Source organism: Anaeromyxobacter sp. Fw109-5, from assembly GCF_000017505.1.
In the GTDB taxonomy this organism is placed as follows: domain Bacteria; phylum Myxococcota; class Myxococcia; order Myxococcales; family Anaeromyxobacteraceae; genus Anaeromyxobacter.
In genome coordinates this window covers 409,923-425,591 of record NC_009675.1, presented here as the reverse complement: position 1 = coordinate 425,591, position 15,669 = coordinate 409,923, and the positions used below count along the sequence as shown (strand labels likewise).

20 protein-coding genes are annotated in these 15,669 nt (G+C 74.7%); 8 read left to right on the top strand and 12 right to left on the bottom strand.

What is annotated here, in order from left to right:
* Positions 1-35 precede the first annotated feature (35 nt).
* The 3 genes from ANAE109_RS01895 to trpA are packed head-to-tail and all read left to right on the top strand — an operon-like array spanning position 36 to position 2,772.
* Positions 36-656 carry a phosphoribosylanthranilate isomerase gene (locus tag ANAE109_RS01895; RefSeq protein ID WP_011984693.1) on the top strand — a complete coding sequence of 207 codons (621 nt, stop codon included), beginning with the start codon at positions 36-38 and terminating at the stop codon, positions 654-656.
* On the top strand, positions 653-1,933 hold the full coding sequence (gene trpB, locus ANAE109_RS01890; RefSeq protein WP_011984692.1) for a tryptophan synthase subunit beta: 1,281 nt from the start codon (positions 653-655) through the stop codon (positions 1,931-1,933). The genes ANAE109_RS01895 and trpB overlap by 4 nt, the downstream gene beginning before the upstream one ends.
* Positions 1,930-2,772, top strand: a complete 843-nt coding sequence (gene trpA / locus ANAE109_RS01885) for a tryptophan synthase subunit alpha (protein ID WP_011984691.1) — start codon at positions 1,930-1,932, stop codon at positions 2,770-2,772. Before trpB ends, trpA begins: the two co-directional genes overlap by 4 nt.
* A 19-nt stretch (positions 2,773-2,791) precedes the next feature.
* Here trpA and ANAE109_RS01880 read toward each other — a convergent pair whose 3' ends face one another.
* Genes ANAE109_RS01880 through aroF (ANAE109_RS01870) form a run of 3 tightly spaced genes read right to left on the bottom strand, consistent with a single transcriptional unit; the run spans position 2,792 to position 5,115 of the window.
* Positions 2,792-3,004, bottom strand: coding sequence for a hypothetical protein (locus tag ANAE109_RS01880; protein ID WP_011984690.1), 213 nt, complete (start codon positions 3,002-3,004; stop codon positions 2,792-2,794).
* 54 nt (positions 3,005-3,058) lie between these two features.
* Complete coding sequence (aroF, locus tag ANAE109_RS01875) at positions 3,059-4,081, bottom strand: 3-deoxy-7-phosphoheptulonate synthase (protein ID WP_011984689.1); 1,023 nt, start codon at positions 4,079-4,081, stop codon at positions 3,059-3,061.
* A 17-nt stretch (positions 4,082-4,098) separates the two neighbouring features.
* A complete protein-coding gene (gene aroF / locus ANAE109_RS01870) occupies positions 4,099-5,115 on the bottom strand; it encodes a 3-deoxy-7-phosphoheptulonate synthase (RefSeq protein ID WP_011984688.1) in 1,017 nt (338 codons plus the stop codon).
* 192 nt (positions 5,116-5,307) lie between these two features.
* On the opposite strand from aroF (ANAE109_RS01870), the gene ANAE109_RS01865 reads away from it, so the two are divergent.
* On the top strand, positions 5,308-6,141 hold the full coding sequence (locus tag ANAE109_RS01865) for a triacylglycerol lipase (protein ID WP_041448055.1): 834 nt from the start codon (positions 5,308-5,310) through the stop codon (positions 6,139-6,141).
* A gap of 74 nt (positions 6,142-6,215) precedes the next feature.
* The gene (locus ANAE109_RS01860; protein WP_011984686.1) at positions 6,216-6,662 is read left to right on the top strand and encodes a hypothetical protein; all 447 of its coding nucleotides are present in this window, start codon (positions 6,216-6,218) and stop codon (positions 6,660-6,662) included.
* Positions 6,663-6,680: 18 nt separating this feature from the next.
* Here the strand turns inward: ANAE109_RS01860 and ANAE109_RS01855 are convergent, their stop codons facing one another.
* Together ANAE109_RS01855 and fsa are read right to left on the bottom strand one after the other, a co-directional pair.
* Positions 6,681-6,890, bottom strand: a complete 210-nt coding sequence (locus ANAE109_RS01855; RefSeq protein ID WP_143827882.1) for a hypothetical protein — start codon at positions 6,888-6,890, stop codon at positions 6,681-6,683.
* Between the two features lie 156 nt (positions 6,891-7,046).
* Complete coding sequence (gene fsa, locus ANAE109_RS01850; protein ID WP_011984685.1) at positions 7,047-7,694, bottom strand: fructose-6-phosphate aldolase; 648 nt, start codon at positions 7,692-7,694, stop codon at positions 7,047-7,049.
* Between the two features lie 90 nt (positions 7,695-7,784).
* Between fsa and ANAE109_RS01845 the strand changes: the two genes are divergently transcribed.
* On the top strand, positions 7,785-8,819 hold the full coding sequence (locus ANAE109_RS01845) for an SIS domain-containing protein (RefSeq protein ID WP_011984684.1): 1,035 nt from the start codon (positions 7,785-7,787) through the stop codon (positions 8,817-8,819).
* Positions 8,816-9,541 (top strand): class II aldolase/adducin family protein, encoded by a 726-nt coding sequence (locus tag ANAE109_RS01840; protein WP_011984683.1) that lies wholly within the window; start codon positions 8,816-8,818, stop codon positions 9,539-9,541. Before ANAE109_RS01845 ends, ANAE109_RS01840 begins: the two co-directional genes overlap by 4 nt.
* Here the strand turns inward: ANAE109_RS01840 and ANAE109_RS01835 are convergent.
* The gene (locus ANAE109_RS01835; protein WP_011984682.1) at positions 9,538-10,200 is read right to left on the bottom strand and encodes a DUF2238 domain-containing protein; all 663 of its coding nucleotides are present in this window, start codon (positions 10,198-10,200) and stop codon (positions 9,538-9,540) included. The two genes, ANAE109_RS01840 and ANAE109_RS01835, sit on opposite strands and share 4 nt — an antisense overlap.
* 85 nt (positions 10,201-10,285) lie before the next feature.
* Here ANAE109_RS01835 and ANAE109_RS01830 point away from each other — a divergent pair, with 85 nt between their 5' ends.
* Positions 10,286-10,903, top strand: coding sequence for an FmdE family protein (locus ANAE109_RS01830; protein ID WP_011984681.1), 618 nt, complete (start codon positions 10,286-10,288; stop codon positions 10,901-10,903).
* A gap of 21 nt (positions 10,904-10,924) precedes the next feature.
* Here ANAE109_RS01830 and ANAE109_RS01825 read toward each other — a convergent pair whose 3' ends face one another.
* From ANAE109_RS01825 to dapA, 6 genes are all read right to left on the bottom strand, one after another.
* Entirely contained in the window at positions 10,925-11,530 is a 606-nt protein-coding gene (locus ANAE109_RS01825; protein WP_011984680.1) for a glutathione S-transferase family protein, read from the bottom strand.
* Positions 11,531-11,719: 189 nt separating this feature from the next.
* Positions 11,720-12,607: a lipopolysaccharide assembly protein LapB gene (locus ANAE109_RS23175; RefSeq protein WP_049768501.1), complete on the bottom strand. Its 888-nt coding sequence runs from the start codon at positions 12,605-12,607 to the stop codon at positions 11,720-11,722.
* Complete coding sequence (folK, locus tag ANAE109_RS01815) at positions 12,604-13,095, bottom strand: 2-amino-4-hydroxy-6-hydroxymethyldihydropteridine diphosphokinase (RefSeq protein ID WP_011984678.1); 492 nt, start codon at positions 13,093-13,095, stop codon at positions 12,604-12,606. The genes ANAE109_RS23175 and folK overlap by 4 nt, the downstream gene beginning before the upstream one ends.
* A 27-nt stretch (positions 13,096-13,122) precedes the next feature.
* The gene (locus ANAE109_RS01810; protein WP_011984677.1) at positions 13,123-13,875 is read right to left on the bottom strand and encodes a fumarylacetoacetate hydrolase family protein; all 753 of its coding nucleotides are present in this window, start codon (positions 13,873-13,875) and stop codon (positions 13,123-13,125) included.
* Positions 13,872-14,678, bottom strand: coding sequence for a 4-hydroxy-tetrahydrodipicolinate reductase (dapB, locus tag ANAE109_RS01805; RefSeq protein ID WP_011984676.1), 807 nt, complete (start codon positions 14,676-14,678; stop codon positions 13,872-13,874). Before dapB ends, ANAE109_RS01810 begins: the two co-directional genes overlap by 4 nt.
* A 32-nt stretch (positions 14,679-14,710) precedes the next feature.
* Positions 14,711-15,598 (bottom strand): 4-hydroxy-tetrahydrodipicolinate synthase, encoded by an 888-nt coding sequence (gene dapA, locus ANAE109_RS01800; RefSeq protein ID WP_011984675.1) that lies wholly within the window; start codon positions 15,596-15,598, stop codon positions 14,711-14,713.
* Positions 15,599-15,669 lie beyond the last annotated feature (71 nt).

Sequence of the window (15,669 nt, the reverse complement as noted above, 5' to 3'; positions counted from 1 at the left end):
ACCCCGACCCCGACCCGCTCGACCACCTCGTCGCCATGCCTCCTGTGAAGGTCAAGATCTGCGGCATCACCCGCCTCGAGGACGCCCTGGCGGCGGCCCGCCACGGCGCCGACGCGCTCGGGTTCAACTTCTGGCCCCGCTCGAAGCGCTTCATCGCGCCCGCCGACGCGGCCGCGATCGTGCGCAAGCTGCCGCCCGAGGTGGAGGCGTTCGGCGTGTTCGTGAACGCCTCGCGGGAGGAGCTCCTCGCCGCCGTCGCCGCCTCGGGCGTGGGCACCGCGCAGCTGCACGGGGACGAGCCGCCCGCGCTGTGCGCCTCGCTCCCGGTGCCGGTGGTGAAGGCGATCCGCGTGGACGGGCCGAGCGCGCTCGCGGCGCTCGCCGCCTACGAGGTCAGCGCGTTCCTGCTCGACGCGGCGGGGCCCGGCTTCGGCGGCAGCGGACGCACCCTCGACTGGGAGCTCGCCGCCGAGGCGGCGCGCGCCGCGCGCGTGTTCCTCGCCGGCGGGCTGACCCCGGAGAACGTGGCCGAGGCGGTGAGCAGGGTGCGGCCGTACGGGGTGGACGTCGCGAGCGGCGTGGAGCTCATGCCCGGCGTGAAGGACGAGGAGAAGGTCCGCCGGTTCGTCCAGGCGGCGAAGGAGGCAGCGCGATGACGGTCCCCCTCCCCGACCCACGCGGCCGGTTCGGCGCGTACGGCGGGCGCTACGTCCCCGAGACGCTCGTCCCTGCCCTCGAGGAGCTCGAGGCCGCGTGGCGCGCGGCGCGCGAGGACCCCGCCTTCGAGGCCGAGCTGGCGGAGCTCCTCACCCGCTTCGCCGGGCGCGAGACCCCGCTCGGAGAGGCGCGTCGCATGAGCGCGGACGCGGGGGGCTGCCGGATCCTGCTGAAGCGCGAGGACCTCTGCCACACCGGCGCGCACAAGGTGAACAACACCCTCGGCCAGGTGCTGCTCGCGCGGAGGATGGGGAAGACCCGCATCATCGCCGAGACCGGCGCGGGGCAGCACGGCGTCGCCACCGCCACCGCCGCGGCGCTGTTCGGGCTGCCCTGCGACGTGTTCATGGGCGCGCTCGACGTCGAGCGCCAGGCGCTGAACGTCTTCCGCATGCAGCTCCTCGGCGCGCGCGTCGTCCCGGTGGAGTCCGGCTCGCGCACGCTCAAGGACGCGATGAACGAGGCGCTGCGCGACTGGGTGACGAACGTGCGCGACACCCACTACATCATCGGCTCGGTCGCCGGCCCGCACCCGTACCCCGCCCTCGTGCGCGACTTCCAGTCGGTGATCGGCGCGGAGGCGCGGCGGCAGTGCCTGGAGGTCGCGGGGCGGCTCCCCGACGCCGTGGTGGCCTGCGTCGGCGGCGGCTCCAACGCGATGGGGATCTTCTCGGCGTTCCTGGAGGATCCCGGGGTGACGCTCGTGGCGGTCGAGGCCGCCGGCCACGGGCTCGCGACCGGCCGGCACGGCGCCTCGCTCGCGAAGGGCCGGCCCGGCGTGCTCCACGGCTCGCGCAGCTACGTCCTGCAGGACGAGCACGGCCAGATCCGCGAGGCGCACTCCATCTCCGCCGGCCTCGACTATCCGGGGGTCGGCCCGGAGCTGGCGCACCTGAACGACAGCGGCCGGCTGACGCTCATGCAGGCGAGCGACGACGACGCGCTCGAGGCGCTGCAGTACCTCGCGCGCATGGAGGGGATCATCCCCGCCCTCGAGACCGCGCACGCGGTCGCCGCGGCCCGGCAGGTCGCCCGCGCGCTCGGGCCGGAGGGGCTCCTCGTGGTGAACGTGTCGGGGCGGGGTGACAAGGACGTGGACCAGGTCCGCCGCGCGCTCGCGGCGCGAGCGGCGCCCGGCCGGAAGGCCGCGCCCCGCCGCCGCGCCAGGCGCCCGGCGCCAGCGGCGGCGCCGCGCCGCAAGAGGAGCGGACGATGAAGACGGCGAAGGCCAGCGCACCGGCCGCGGCGGCGCCCCCGACCGATCGGATCGCGGCGGCGTTCGCGCGCTGCCGGGCCCGGGGCGAGGCGGCGCTCGTGACGTACGTGATGGGCGGCGATCCCGACCTCGCCACCTCGCGGGCGATGGCGCTCGCCTGCGTCGAGGGCGGCGCCGACCTGCTCGAGCTCGGCGTCCCCTTCTCCGATCCCATGGCGGACGGCCCCACCATCCAGCACGCCGCGGAGCGCGCGCTCGCGTCGGGCACGACGCCGGACGGCGTGCTCGAGGTGGCCGCGGCGGTGCGCGCGCGCTCGGACGTGCCCATCGCGCTCATGGGCTACCTGAACCCGATCCTCGCCCGCGGCGTCGACCGGTTCGCCCAGGGCTGCGCTCGCGCCGGGGTGGACGCGGTGATCGTCCCCGATCTCCTCCCCGAGGAGGCCGGCGACGTGGCCCCCGTCCTCGCCGCGCGCGGGATCCGCACCGTGTTCCTGCTCGCGCCCACCTCCGACGCGGCCCGCGTCGAGGCCGCGGCCCGCGCCGCCACCGGGTTCCTCTACTTCGTCTCCGTGACCGGAGTGACCGGCGCCCGGCGGGCGGTCGCGGCGGAGATCGCGCCGGCGGTCGCCGCCATCCGCGCGAAGAGCCCGGTGCCGGTGGTGATCGGCTTCGGCGTTTCCTCGCCCGCGCAGGCGCGCGAGCTGGGACCGCTCGCGGACGGGGTGGTGGTCGGGAGCGCCATCGTGCAGCGCGTCGCCGAGGGCGGCTCCCGCGCGGCGCGCGGCGCGCGCGTCACCCGCTTCGTGCGCTCGCTCAAGCGGGCGCTTCGGCGCTGACGCCTCGCCGGGGCTGCCTCTACGCGAGCCCCCCGGCCGGGTGGACGACGTGGATCCCGTCCGCGTGCCGCTGCATGTGCGGACGGCTGATCCAGCGGCAGCGGGCGCAGAAGCTCCGGGCCTCGCCGTCGGACACCCGCACGTCGAGATCCCCGCCGCACAGGATGCAGCCGTTCGGTAGCCTCAGGTCGCGGGGATCCTCGCCCGCCGGCTCTTGGAGCGCGTGCCTCATGCCACGACCGTAAGACACGATCGTGGGTTGGCAAGTGGCGGCTCGGAGTGGCCGTCAGGCGCCGACCGGCCGGCCGATCGCGCCGGCGATCACCCGGACCTGGCGCATGAGCTCCTCGAACTCGGCGGGCGTGAGCGACTGGTGGCCGTCGGAGAGCGCCTTCTCCGGGCACGGGTGGACCTCGATGATGAGGCCGTCCGCGCCGGCGGCGATCCCTGCCCGCGCGATGGCGGGGACGTGCGGGCGGAGCCCGATGCCGTGCGACGGATCCACCACCACCGGCAGGTGCGTGAGCGCCTTCAGGACCGGCACGGCGTTGATGTCGAGGGTGTTGCGGGTCATGGTCTCGAAGGTCCGGATGCCGCGCTCGCACAGCGCGACCTGGAAGTTCCCCTTGGAGACGATGTACTCCGCCGCCATGAGCCACTCCTTCAGGGTGGCGGAGAGGCCGCGCTTCAGGAGGATGGGCTTCTCGACCGCGCCGAGCCGCTCGAGCAGCGAGTAGTTCTGCATGTTGCGGGCGCCGACCTGCAGCACGTCGGCGTACTCCGCCACCATCGGCAGGGTCTCGGTGTCCTTCACCTCGGTGACGACCTTGAGGCCCGTGGCCTCGCGCGCCAGCGCGAGCAGCTTCAGCCCCTCCTCGCGCAGCCCCTGGAACTCGTAGGGGCTGGTGCGCGGCTTGAAGGCGCCGCCGCGCAGGAAGGTCGCGCCCGCCGCCTTCACGGCGTGGGCCGCCTCGAGGATCTGGTCCTTCGACTCGACCGAGCAGGGGCCGGCCATGACCGCGATGGCCTTGCCGCCGAGCGTGACGCCGCCCACGTCGATGATCGTGTCCTCCTCCTTCACCTCGCGCGAGACGAGCTTGAAGGGCTGCGACACCCGCAGCGCCTCCGCCACGCCCGGCATGGAGCCGAACAGGTCGTCCGGATCGAGGCCGGTGGTGTGGCCGATCACGGCGACCACCTTGCGCTCCGTCCCGGTGATCGGCTGCGGGGTGAGGCCGAGCGAGCGGATCTTCTCGAGCACCGCCTGGAACTCGGCCGGGCTCGCGTGCGGCTTCATCGCGACGAACATGCGCGGCTCCCTTCAGGTCAGGCGATGGCGCGGCCGACCGCGCCGGCGATGACGCGCACCTGCCGCATGAGCTCCTCGAACTCGCGCGGCGTGAGCGACTGCTGCCCGTCGGAGAGGGCCTTCTCCGGGTGCGGGTGGACCTCGACGATGAGGCCGTCCGCGCCGGCGGCGACCCCGGCCCGCGCCATGGCGGCGACGTGGGCCCGCAGGCCGATGCCGTGCGACGGGTCCACCACCACGGGAAGGTGGGTGAGCGCCTTCAGCACCGGCACGGCGTTCAGGTCGAGCGTGTTGCGCGTCATGGTCTCGAACGTGCGGATCCCGCGCTCGCACAGCGCCACCTGGTAGTTGCCGCGCGAGACCACGTACTCGGCGGCCATGAGCCACTCCTTGACGGTGGCGGAGGGGCCGCGCTTCAGGAGCACCGGCTTGCGGAGCTCGCCGAGCTGCTTCAGGAGCGAGAAGTTCTGCATGTTCCGGGCGCCGATCTGGAGGACGTCGGCGTACTCGGACACCATCGGCAGCGTCTCGACGTCCATCACCTCGGTCACCACCTTGAGGCCGGTCTCCTCGCGCGCGAGGGCGAGCAGCTTCAGGCCCTCCTCGGCGAGCCCCTGGAACTCGTAGGGGCTCGTGCGCGGCTTGTAGGCGCCGCCGCGGAGGAAGCGCGCGCCTGCGGCGCGGACCGCGTGCGCCGCCTCGAGCAGCTGCTCGCGGGACTCGACCGAGCACGGCCCCGCCATGATGGCGAGCGCGTTCCCGCCGAGCGGGACGCCGCCGACGTCGAGGACCGTGTCGTCCGCCTTCACCTCGCGCGACACGAGCTTGAAGGGCTGCGAGACGCGGAGCGCCTCCTGCACGCCCGGCATCGTCTCGAAGAGCTCCGCCTCGAGGCCGCCCTTGTTGCCGGTGATCCCGATGGCGACGCGCTGCGCGCCCGGGATGGGGTGGGCGGTGAGCCCGAGGGAGGCGATCCGCTCGACGACCGCGGCGATCTCCCCCTCGCTGGCGTGGGGCTTCATGACGACGAGCATCCGGTGACCTCCGCGGGGAATCCCGAGTCTTATCGCGCCGTCTCGGATCCCTCAAGGCGCCTGGCCGGCGCGCCTCCCGGGTCGCGCTCCGAGGCCACCGCCGCGTCATGCGGTCCGGAGACACGCTTGCCCGGTGCGCCCCCCTGCCGCCGCCCGAAAGGCGCGTTACATTGCTGGCGGGAGGTGCTCCGCATGAAGGTCCTGCGGGTCATCCGGCGAGCGGCGCGGCGGGTGGACGAGATCGCGGCGGCCCTGGAGCTGCCGGGAACCCAGGACCGGATCGAGAAGCGGACCGACTTCTCGCGCTGCCCGCGACCGGTGCTCCTCCTCCACGGGTTCTTCGCCTCGCGGCGCACCTTCGACATCCTGGAGGCGCGGCTCCGGCGCGACGGCTACGGGGTCTTCTCGCTCCACCTCGGCGGCTTCGGCGGCACCTTCAACACGCGCGGGATCGACGACGTGGCCGATCTCGTCCGCGCGAAGATCGAGCGCATCTACGCGCGCAACCCGGGCATGGGCCCGCTCACCATCGTCGGCCACTCCAAGGGCGGGCTCGTCGCCGCCTACTACGTGAAGCGGCTGGGCGGCTGGCGGCGCACGCGCGCGGTCGTGACGCTCGGGACCCCGCACCACGGCACGCCGCTCGCCTACCTCGGCCTGCCGCTCGGCGGGGTCTCACGCTCGGTGTGGCAGATGATGCCGGGGAGCGCCTTCCTCGAGCGCCTGCGAGACGGTCCCTGGCCCGCGCAGGTGCGGCTCGCGTCGATCTGGTCGCGCCGGGACGGCTGGGCGCCCTACCCGAGCGCCGTGCTCGACACGCACGGCCTCCCGCACCTCGTGAACGTGGAGGTCCGCGGGGAGCACCGCTCCTTCCTCACGAGCAAGCGCGTGTACCAGGCGATCCTCCGCGAGATCCGGACGGGCGAGGACCAGGCGCCGCTCGTGCGCGGCCCGCTCACCGCCATGCGCGGGGGCCGGGCGGCGGAGAACGGCGCGCGCGCCGTGTCCGGCTCCGACGCGGCGTGACGCCGGCGCCGTTCGATCCTCGCGACGCGCCGCGGGCCCTCCGCGCCGGAGCCCGCCCGCGGTACACTCGATCCGTGCGCGATCGCCGCTGGGACCACCTGTACGACCGCGAGCGGCAGCCGGTGAAGGCCTACGTGCTGGAGCGCTTCGCCGGAGAGCTCGCCCGGGAGCTGGAGGCGTGGCCGCCGCCCTTCGTCGAGTGGGTCTCGGACGAGCTGCGGGCGCGGTGGGCGGCCGGCGCGGCGGAGCGGCCGCGCGACGACGTCCTGCGCTTCGCCCTCGAGGTCGCCCGGCTCGATCTCGTGCGCGACTTCGAGGGTGTCGAGCGTCACCTCGCCGCCGACGCGCACCGCCTGCAGACGCCCGCGGAGGCGGCGGCGCTCCACCTGCTCGTGCGGCTCGTGACCGAGAAGTGCCTCGGGCTCAAGGAGTACGCCGAGGGGGCGCGCCTGCGGCGGGAGGACCTCGCCGCCATGCTGCACGACGTGGAGCGGCGGCTGTTCCGGGTGACGCTGGCCTGAACGGCCACGAGCCGGCGGTCAGGGGCGGCGCGCGGGCGGCGTCGAGCCCGGGCCGCGGCGCCCGGCGAACACGAGCCAGAACAGGGCGATCACGATCGCCGCCCCGGCCACGATCCAGACCCAGCCGAACCCGGCGCTGGTCGCGGCTGCCGGATCCTGCTGGGCGAGCGCGAGCACCGGCGCGAAGGCGGCGAGCAGCGCGATCCACGGACGGACGAGCGAAGGCATGATTCCTCCCGCCGCGGCCTCGCGCGGCTGGGGAACCATGCGCATCGGGGGAGCGCACGACAGCCGCCCGGGAGCGGGCCGGGCGGCGGAAGGCAGGGCTGGGCAGCGGCGCTTCGCTCGCCCGGGAGGCGGCGAGGAAGGCGGTCGGCAGGCCGGCTACCGCTTCGGCACCTTCTCCCAGTCGGCCAGGAACTTCTTGAGGCCGGCGTCGGTGAGCGGGTGCTTCGCGAGCTGCTCGATGACGCCGAACGGGATGGTGGCCACGTGCGCGCCGAGGCGCGCCGCCTCGAGCACGTGCACCGGATGGCGCACCGAGGCGACGAGCACCTTCGTGTCGAAGTCGTAGTTCCGGTAGATCTCCAGGATGTCGGCGATGAGCTGCATGCCGTCCTGCGAGATGTCGTCGAGCCGGCCCACGAACGGCGAGACGTAGGTGGCGCCCGCCTTCGCGGCGAGGAGCGCCTGCACCGCGGAGAAGCAGAGGGTGACGTTCGTCTTCACGCCCTCCTGCGAGAGGACCTTCACCGCGCGGAGCCCCTCGACGATGAGGGGGATCTTGATGACGACCTGGTCGCCGTACTTCGCGTACGCGCGGGCCTCTCGGAGCATCCCCTCCGCGTCGGTGGCGGTGACCTCGGCGGAGATGGGGCCCGGGGCGAGCGCCACGATCTCCTTCAGGACGTCGTCGAAGGACCGGCCGGTCTTGGCGACGAGCGAGGGGTTGGTCGTCACGCCGTCGCACAGGCCGAGGGCGAGCGCCTTCTTGATCTCGCCGACGTCGGCGGAGTCGATGAAGAACTGCATGGTTGGATCCCTCCCGAGGAGCGCGTCCCATAGCGCACCGGCGCGCGGTGCCGCAAGGGGCGCGGAAGTGCTATATCCGCGGCCACTGACATGGCCAGCCGACCGAAGGCCCGTGTGGTTCGCCTCCCCCGCGCGCGCGCGAAGCCACGCAGCGCGCGCGGCGATCGCCCCCTCCTCGAGTACGGACGCACGGTGCTCGACGCCGAGTCGCGCGCCATCGCGGCGGTGCGGCTCGACGAGCGCTTCGCCGAGGCCGTCCGGTGGGTGCTCGATTGCCGCGGCCGCGTCATCGTCACCGGGATGGGGAAGCCCGGGTTCGTCGCGCAGAAGATCTCGGCCACCCTCGCCTCCACCGGAACGCCCTCCCACTACGTGCACCCCGCCGAGGCAGCGCACGGCGACCTCGGCCGGATCACCCGGGACGACGTCGTCATCGCCCTCTCGAACTCCGGCGAGACGGAGGAGCTCCTCCGCCTCCTGCCGGCGCTCAAGAAGATCGGCGCGCGCGTCGTGGCGGTCACGCGCGACCGCGTGAACCCGCTCGCCCGCGCCGCCGACCTGGCCCTCGTCATCGGCGACGTCGCGGAGGCCTGCCCCATGGGGCTCGCGCCGACGGCCTCCACCGCGGTGCTCCTCGCGGTGGGCGACGCGCTCGCGATGACGGTCCTCGCGAACCGGCCGTTCGAGAAGGAGGAGTACGCGCTCTTCCACCCGGGCGGGAAGCTCGGGCGCGGGCTCATGAAGGTCCGCGAGCTCATGCGCGGCGCCGAGTCGAACCCGGTGGTGCGCGAGGACCAGCCCCTCTCCGCCGCGGTCGCGCGGATGACCGAGACGCCCGGCCGCCCCGGCGCGACGAGCGTCGTCGACGCGGCCGGGAAGCTGGTCGGCATCTTCACCGACGGCGACCTGCGCCGCCTGGTCGAGCACGGCGAGACCGACTTCACCCGCCCGGTGTCCGCGGCCATGGGACGCAACCCGCGCACCGTGCGCCCCGACGCGCTCGTGGTGGACGCCGCGCGCGTGCTGCGGCAGGCGCGCATCGACCAGGTCCCGGTGGTGGACGACGAGGGCCGTCCGGTCGGCCTGCTCGACGTGCAGGACCTCCTCGCGGCGAAGATCCTGTGAGCCCCCGCCGCCGCGCCGCCCTCTCCTCCCGCCGCACGAAGGCGCGCGGCTCGCCGCGGGCCGCCCGCGTCCCCGCCGTCTCCGGTGAGCGCGCGCTCCGCGATGCGATCGTGGAGACCTGCCGCCGCCTGCACGCCCGCGACCTCATCGGCGCCGGCGAGGGCAACGTCTCCGCCCGCCTCGGGGAGGACCGCTTCCTCGTCACCCCCTCCGGCGCGAACAAGGGCTACCTCGCCCCGGCCGACCTCGTCGTGGTGGACGGGCGCGGCGCGGTGGTCTCCGGAGAAGGCCGCGCCTCCACCGAGCTGCGCATGCACCTCGCCGCCTACGCTGCGAGGGCGGACGTCGCGGCGGTCGTGCACGCCCACCCGATCACCGCGGTGGCGCTCACCGTCGCGGGGCTCCCGCCCCCGAACGACCTCGTGCCGGAGGCGGCGGTCACGCTGGGTGAGATCGCCGTCGCGCCGTTCGCGACGCCCGGCACCGACGAGGTGCCCGGCTCGCTCGCGCCGCTCTGGGCGGGCCACGACGTCGTGCTGCTGGAGCGCCACGGGGCCCTCGCGCTGGGCCGCTCGCTCGGCGAGGCGTTCGACCGGATGGAGACGCTCGAGCGCGTGGCGCGTGTGGCCCTCGTGGCCCGGCTCGCCGGGCGGTGCGAGCCGCTCTCCGCGGAGGCGATCGCGAAGGTGCTCGCCGCGGCGGGGAAGCCGGCGCGCGGCTAGCGACGCCCGAGGCGTTCGAGCTGCCGGTCCTGCGCGCGGCCGAGGGCGAGCTGCGCGGCCATCGCCCCGAGGAACGCGAGGAACATGTCCCACTGCGTGTCCCAGGGATCGCCCTGCGTCCCGAGGAACGCGTCGGCGGACTGGCCGAGCGCGAGGGCGGCGCCCCACTCGACGAACTCGTAGAGCGCGGAGATCGCGAGCGCCACGGCGGTGACGAGGACGAAGAGCCAGCGGCCCTGCCGCAGCGGGGAGGTGCGCAGCAAGACCTCGCGCGCCACCAGCGCCGGGACGAAGCCCTGGGCGAGGTGGCCGAGCCGGTCGTAGTGGTTGCGCGCGAGCCCCAGCGCGTCCCTCACCCAGAAGCCGAGCGGCACCTCGGCGTAGGTGTAGTGCCCGCCGAGGCAGAGGATCGCCGCGTGCACCGCCAGGAGCACGTACAGCAGCGGCGTGAGCGGGAAGACGCGCCTCGTGGCGACCAGCACCGGGACCGCCACGAGCACCGGCGCGACCTCCATGAGCCAGGTGAGCCGATCCTTCGGCCCGACCGCGGAGAGGGCGAGCGCGAGCAGCGCGGCGACCAGCGCGGCGCGTCCGGCGCGTGCGCTGCCGGTCTTCTCGACGGGAGAGGGCTGCGAGCTACGGGCGCTGGCCACGTGCATGCGCCATCGTCCCGTGCGAAGGGGGATCCGTCAATTGCACCGGTCGCCGGCCCCGCGGCTCCCATGGGCGGAGGCCTCTCGACCGATGACGGACGTCAAATGCGAGCTCGAGTGCGGAGAGCTGCTGCACGGGCATCCCTGCCCGCCGCTCACCCTGGGCGTGCGCGCCGGCCACGCCGCGCTCCGGGCCCTCGCAGTGCCTCGCGCGGTGGAGCGCGAGCTGTTCGCCATGGTGGAGGTGACGAGCGATCACTACGGGCAGGGCTTCGCCGACGGCGTACAGGTCGCGACGGGCTGCACGTTCGGGAAGGACCGGATCGTGCGCCTGCCCCACGGCAAGCTGGGCCTGACGCTCCTCGACCAGCGCCGCCGCCGGGCCGTGCGCGTGGCGCTGCGCGCCGCGGTGGGCGAGGCGCTCGAGTCGAGCGCGTGGTTCCGCGCCGTCCGGTCCGCCGGGGAGCCCTGGGCGCCCGTGCCCCGCGAGGTGCTGGAGCCGATCCTCGCGTTCGTCCTCGACTGCGAGGACGACCACCTCTTCTCGACGAGCCCGATCTTCCCCATGGAGCTCGAGGAGGGCGCCCCGTCGTTCCGGACGGTGCCGTGTCAGGCCTGCGGGGATCTGGTCCTGGAGCCGTACGTGGAGCGGCGCGGAGAGGCGCAGCTGTGCCTGCGCTGCGCGGAGCGGATACCGCCGCGGCGCTGACCGCCCGGCTCGACCGTTCCCTCAGTCCGCCATCGCGCGCTTCCACGCGGGGCGACTGCGCAGCCGGAGCACGTACGCCTCGGCGGCCGGCAGGCCCTCGAGGCCGGCGAGGAACTTCCCGTAGGAGAGCACCGCGGCGACGACGACGTCCGCGACCGAGAGCTCCGACCCGAGGAGGAACTCCCGGCCGGGGAGCGCGGCGTCCACCGCGCGCGCCGCGGCGTGGAACCTCGCCCTGCCCTCCTCGACGCGCGCGCGGTCCCGCTCCGGCTCGGGCTTCTTCAGCTCGGCGGCGAGGGGCGCGAGCGGTGGCTCCAGCTCGGAGAGCGCGAAGCACAGCCACTGGTAGGCGAGCGCGCGGGCGGGGGATCCGGGGGGCGCGAGGAGCCTGCCCTCCCCGTAGCGCTCCGCGAGCCAGAAGCAGATGGCACCGGACTCGAACAGGCGGACCTCGCCGTCCTCCAGCACGGGCACGTGCCCGAGGGGATGGCGCGCGAGGTGCTCCGGCGTGCGGGTCTCACCGCTCCCGGGATCGAGGCGGACGAGCTCGTAGGGGATCCCGAGCTCCTCGAGGACGATGCGGGGGCGCGCGGCGCGGGTGCGGGGCACGTAGTAGAGCTTCGGCATGGCCGACCGTTCTAGCGGGCCGGGCCAGGCGTTGCGCGCAGAAAACGCCAGACGAGCGAAGCGAGTCCGCCGGGGCGCCATCGCGCTGGCGGCGAAGCCGCTCGCGATGGCGCACGGGACCCGGCGAGCAGGGGTGGGGCCCCGACGGCGGCGGTCAGCCGTCGGCGGGGCGGGGGCGCAGCCCCCGCTCTAACGTCTCGCCGCCGCGATGCGCCGCTCCACCTCGGCGGTCGCGAGCTTCAGGTCGTCCGCGTACGGGCCGTTCGGCTGGAGCTCGGCGACGCGCTTCCACAGCGCCCGCGCCCGCTCGAGCTGGGCGACGTCCCCGCGCGCCGTCTCGGCGAGCGCGAGGCCGAGGAAGTACAGCGCGTCGGGCTGGTCCGGGACGCGCGCGAGGAGCGCCTCGTGGTCGGCGATGGCGCCCCGCTCGTCGCCGCCGAGGAGCCTCGCGTTGGCGCGCTGGATGCGCACGCCGATGGAGGGCTCGAGCGCGGCGCGGTAGCAGTAGCCGGCGCCGGCGACGTCCTTCTTCCGCGCGCGCGCCGACGCCTCCTTCGCGAGCGCCTCGAACCCCCGCTGCTCCGTGCGCGTGCAGGCCTGCTTCACCGCGGCCGCGGGCTCCTTCTCCCGGGCCGCCGCCGGCAGCGCCAGGTAGTCCTTCCAGACCGGCTCGGCGAGCGCGACCGCCTGGTCGTACCAGCCGATGGCGTCGGGGTAGCGGCGCTCCTGGAAGTACAGGTTCCCGAGGGCGAGCAGGATCTCGAGCGACTTGGGCGCCGAGGCGAGCTGCCCCTTCATCGCCTCGACCTGCGCGAGGAGCTCCGCCGAGGAGGGCAGCCCCTGTCCTGGCGCGCCTGGAGCGGGCGTCATGGGGGCCCCGCGCGCACCGTCGGGCGCGCCCGGGGCGGGAGGCGGCGCGTCCGCGGGCTCGGCGGGCGCGCGCGTCGAGCGGGGCGGATCCGCCGGCGCCGCCACGATGGTCTTCGGCTCGCGCTCGCACCCGGCGAGCGCGGTGGCGAGGGACAGCGTGAGGAGGGCGCGGAGCGGGGTCATCGTGAGGTCGGGGATCGTGATCACAGCGGGTAGATCCCCACGGGCACCACGTCCGCCGCGGGGGCGTCCCCGAGGAGCCGCGCGACGGTGCACCCGGTGCCCGGGACGATACGGTCCGGGCACAGCTCGGCGAGCGGGGCGAGCACGAACCTGCGGGTCAGGATCCCCGGGTGCGGCAGGACCAGCGCGGGCGTGCGGACCACCTCGTCGTCGAGGAGCAGGAGGTCGAGGTCGAGCGTGCGCGCTGCCCAGCGGACGCCTTTGCGCCGCCGGCCGCAGCGACGCTCCACGCGCTGGAGCGCCTCGAGCAGCGCTCCGGCCGGCAGGTCCACCTCGAGCTCGAGGACGGCGTTCAGGTAGCGCGGCTGCGCGGGGCCCATCGGCGCGGTGTCGAAGACGCGCGACCCGCGCAGCAGCGCGATCCGCGGCTCGGCCCGGAGCGCCTTCGCCGCGTGCGCGAGGTGCCCCCAGCGATCACCGAGGTTCGTGCCGACGCCCACGTAGGCGCGCATGCGCCTGGCCTAACACGCTGCGCCGGGTCACACCACCGGATTACGGAGGACCCCGATCCCGGCGATGTCCACCTCGACCCAGTCCCCGCGGCGGATGGGCCCGACGCCCTCGGGCGTCCCCGTCGCGACGAGGTCGCCGGGGAGCAGCGTCATCACCTGCGAGATGAAGGCGAGCAGCGCGAACGGGTCGAACGTCATGTCGCGCGTCGAGCCGCGCTGCCGCTCGGCGCCGTTCACCCGGCACACCACGGGCAGGTCGAGAGGGTCGAGGGCGGTCTCGACGAACGGCCCGACCGGGCAGAACGTGTCGAACCCCTTCGCGCGCGTGAACTGCTTCTCCTCCCGCTGGATGTCGCGCGCGGTGACGTCGTTCAGGCAGGTGTAGCCGAACACCGCCCCCCGCGCCTCGGCGGCGGTGGCGCGCGACAGCGGCCGGGCGAGCACCACCCCGAGCTCCGCCTCGTGGTGCACCTCGCTCGACTGCTCCGGGCAGCGGATCGCCTCCTGCGGGCCGATCACGGCGGAGGGCGGCTTGAGGAACAGGAGCGGCTGCGCCGGCACCTCGTTGCCCAGCTCGCGCGCGTGGGCGCGGTAGTTCCGGCCGACGCAGACGATCTTGGAGGGCTCGACCGGGGCGAGCAGCGTCACCTCCGCGAGCGGGATGCCCCGGCCCTCCGGCAGCCCGCCCGCCCAGGGCGCGGCCGTGAGCGGCCGGACCTCGGCACCCTCGACGGCGCCGTGGCGCTCCTGCCCCCGGTGCCGGAAGCGGCAGGTCCTCACCGCGCGCTCCGCAGCCCGAGCACGTCCGCCATGTCGTAGAGCCCCGCCGGCTTGCCGGCGATGAAGCCCGCCGCCCGCACCGCCCCGCGCGCGAACTGCTCGCGGCTCGTCGCGCGGTGGGTGAGCTCGAGCCGCTCGCCCTCTCCGCAGAAGTAGACGGTGTGCTCGCCCACGACGTCGCCGCCGCGCAGCGTCTGGACGCCGATCTGCCAGGGCGGGCGCTCGCCGAGGATGCCGTGGCGCGTGTAGGCGAGCGCGTCGGCGGGATCGCGCCCCAGCGCCCCGGCGGCGACCTCGCCGAGCGCCACCGCCGTCCCGGAGGGCGCGTCGCGCTTGCGCTTGTGGTGGATCTCGACGATCTCCACGTCGTACGCGTCGCCCAGCACCTTCGCGGCCTGGCGGACGAGCTCGAAGAGCACGTTCACGCCCACGCTCATGTTGGGCGAGAAGACGACGGGGATCCTCGCGGCGGCGGCGGCGACGCGGGCCTTCGCCTCGGGCGTGAAGCCGGTCGAGCCGATGACGAGCGCGACGCCCTTCTCCGCGCAGAGCTCCGCGTTCCGCGCGGAGGCCTCGTGGCTCGTGAAGTCGATCACCACGTCGGCCCCGGCGAGCGCCCCGGCGAGATCGTCCACCACCGCGACGCCGAGCGGCGGGATGCCCGCGAGCGCGCCGGCGTCCTGCCCGGCGTGGCCGGGCCGCTCCACCGCCCCCGTGAGCTTCAGCCCCTCGGCGGCCGCGACGAGCCGGACGATCTGCGTCCCCATCCGCCCGGCGGCGCCGGTCACGACCACGTTCACCATTCGCATGTCCTCCAGCGCGGGCGGCCGGCCCGTCACGCGAGCTTCAGGCCGAAGCGCGTCATCGCCTCGCGCACCTTCGAGAGGCTCGCCTCCGACACGGGGGCGAGCGGCAGCCGCAGCTCCGGCCCGGCGCGCCCGAGCAGGGCGACGGCGGCCTTCACCGGTCCGGGGCTCGTCTCGACGAACATCACCCGGTTCAGCTCGGCCATGCGGACCTGCAGGTCGAGCGCGCGCGCGAAATCGCCCAGCCGCGCCGCGACGACGAGGTCCTTCATGGCGCGCGGCGCGATGTTGGAGATGACGGAGATGACCCCGTGGCCACCGCAGGCGATGTAGGGCACCACGGTGAAGTCGTCGCCGGACAGGTAGGCGATGGCGTCCTTGCCGATCCGCTCCACGAGCTGGACCTGCCGGTCCATGCTCGCGGTGGCCTCCTTGATGCCGACGATGGCGCCCGCCTTGGCGAGGCGCGCGACCGTGTCGGGCCCCATGTCCACCGCGGTGCGGCCCGGCACGTTGTAGGCCACCACCGGGAAGCGGGTCGCCTCCCAGATCGCGGTGTAGTGCCGGTAGAGCCCCTCGGGCGTCGGCTTGTTGTAGTAGGGCGTCACCACCAGCGCGGCGTCGGCGCCGAGCGCCTTGGCCGCCTTCACGCCCTCGATGGCCTCGTGCGTCGCGTTCGAGCCGGCGCCCGCGACGACGAGGGCGCGGCCGCGAGCGACCTCCACGACCGCGCGGATCACCTCGGCGCGCTCGGCGGCGGTGAGCGTCGCCCCCTCGCCGGTGGTGCCGCAGGGGACGATGCCGTCCGTGCCCTCCGCGATCTGCCACTCGGTCAGCTCGCGCAACGCGCGGAGGTCCACCGCGCCGTCCTTCATCGGGGTGACGATGGCCACCATCGAGCCTTCGAGACGCGGCATGCGGCGTTGACCTCCGGCGGAAGAGAGAGGGCGAAAAATGTATCCGATCCTCACGTGCCCGGGAACGGGGC

What these genes read in the sequence shown, in the direction of transcription:
- ANAE109_RS01895 (WP_011984693.1), top strand. Translation starts at nt 36, where the DNA reads ATGCCTCCTGTGAAGGTCAAGATCTGCGGCATCACCCGCCTCGAGGAC.
- trpB (WP_011984692.1), top strand. Translation starts at nt 653, where the DNA reads ATGACGGTCCCCCTCCCCGACCCACGCGGCCGGTTCGGCGCGTACGGC.
- trpA (WP_011984691.1), top strand. Translation starts at nt 1,930, where the DNA reads ATGAAGACGGCGAAGGCCAGCGCACCGGCCGCGGCGGCGCCCCCGACC.
- ANAE109_RS01880 (WP_011984690.1), bottom strand. Translation starts at nt 3,004, where the DNA reads ATGAGGCACGCGCTCCAAGAGCCGGCGGGCGAGGATCCCCGCGACCTG.
- aroF (WP_011984689.1), bottom strand. Translation starts at nt 4,081, where the DNA reads ATGTTCGTCGCGATGAAGCCGCACGCGAGCCCGGCCGAGTTCCAGGCG.
- aroF (WP_011984688.1), bottom strand. Translation starts at nt 5,115, where the DNA reads ATGCTCGTCGTCATGAAGCCCCACGCCAGCGAGGGGGAGATCGCCGCG.
- ANAE109_RS01865 (WP_041448055.1), top strand. Translation starts at nt 5,308, where the DNA reads ATGAAGGTCCTGCGGGTCATCCGGCGAGCGGCGCGGCGGGTGGACGAG.
- ANAE109_RS01855 (WP_143827882.1), bottom strand. Translation starts at nt 6,890, where the DNA reads ATGCCTTCGCTCGTCCGTCCGTGGATCGCGCTGCTCGCCGCCTTCGCG.
- fsa (WP_011984685.1), bottom strand. Translation starts at nt 7,694, where the DNA reads ATGCAGTTCTTCATCGACTCCGCCGACGTCGGCGAGATCAAGAAGGCG.
- ANAE109_RS01845 (WP_011984684.1), top strand. Translation starts at nt 7,785, where the DNA reads ATGGCCAGCCGACCGAAGGCCCGTGTGGTTCGCCTCCCCCGCGCGCGC.
- ANAE109_RS01835 (WP_011984682.1), bottom strand. Translation starts at nt 10,200, where the DNA reads ATGCACGTGGCCAGCGCCCGTAGCTCGCAGCCCTCTCCCGTCGAGAAG.
- ANAE109_RS01830 (WP_011984681.1), top strand. Translation starts at nt 10,286, where the DNA reads ATGACGGACGTCAAATGCGAGCTCGAGTGCGGAGAGCTGCTGCACGGG.
- ANAE109_RS01825 (WP_011984680.1), bottom strand. Translation starts at nt 11,530, where the DNA reads ATGCCGAAGCTCTACTACGTGCCCCGCACCCGCGCCGCGCGCCCCCGC.
- folK (WP_011984678.1), bottom strand. Translation starts at nt 13,095, where the DNA reads ATGCGCGCCTACGTGGGCGTCGGCACGAACCTCGGTGATCGCTGGGGG.
- dapB (WP_011984676.1), bottom strand. Translation starts at nt 14,678, where the DNA reads ATGGTGAACGTGGTCGTGACCGGCGCCGCCGGGCGGATGGGGACGCAG.
- dapA (WP_011984675.1), bottom strand. Translation starts at nt 15,598, where the DNA reads ATGCCGCGTCTCGAAGGCTCGATGGTGGCCATCGTCACCCCGATGAAG.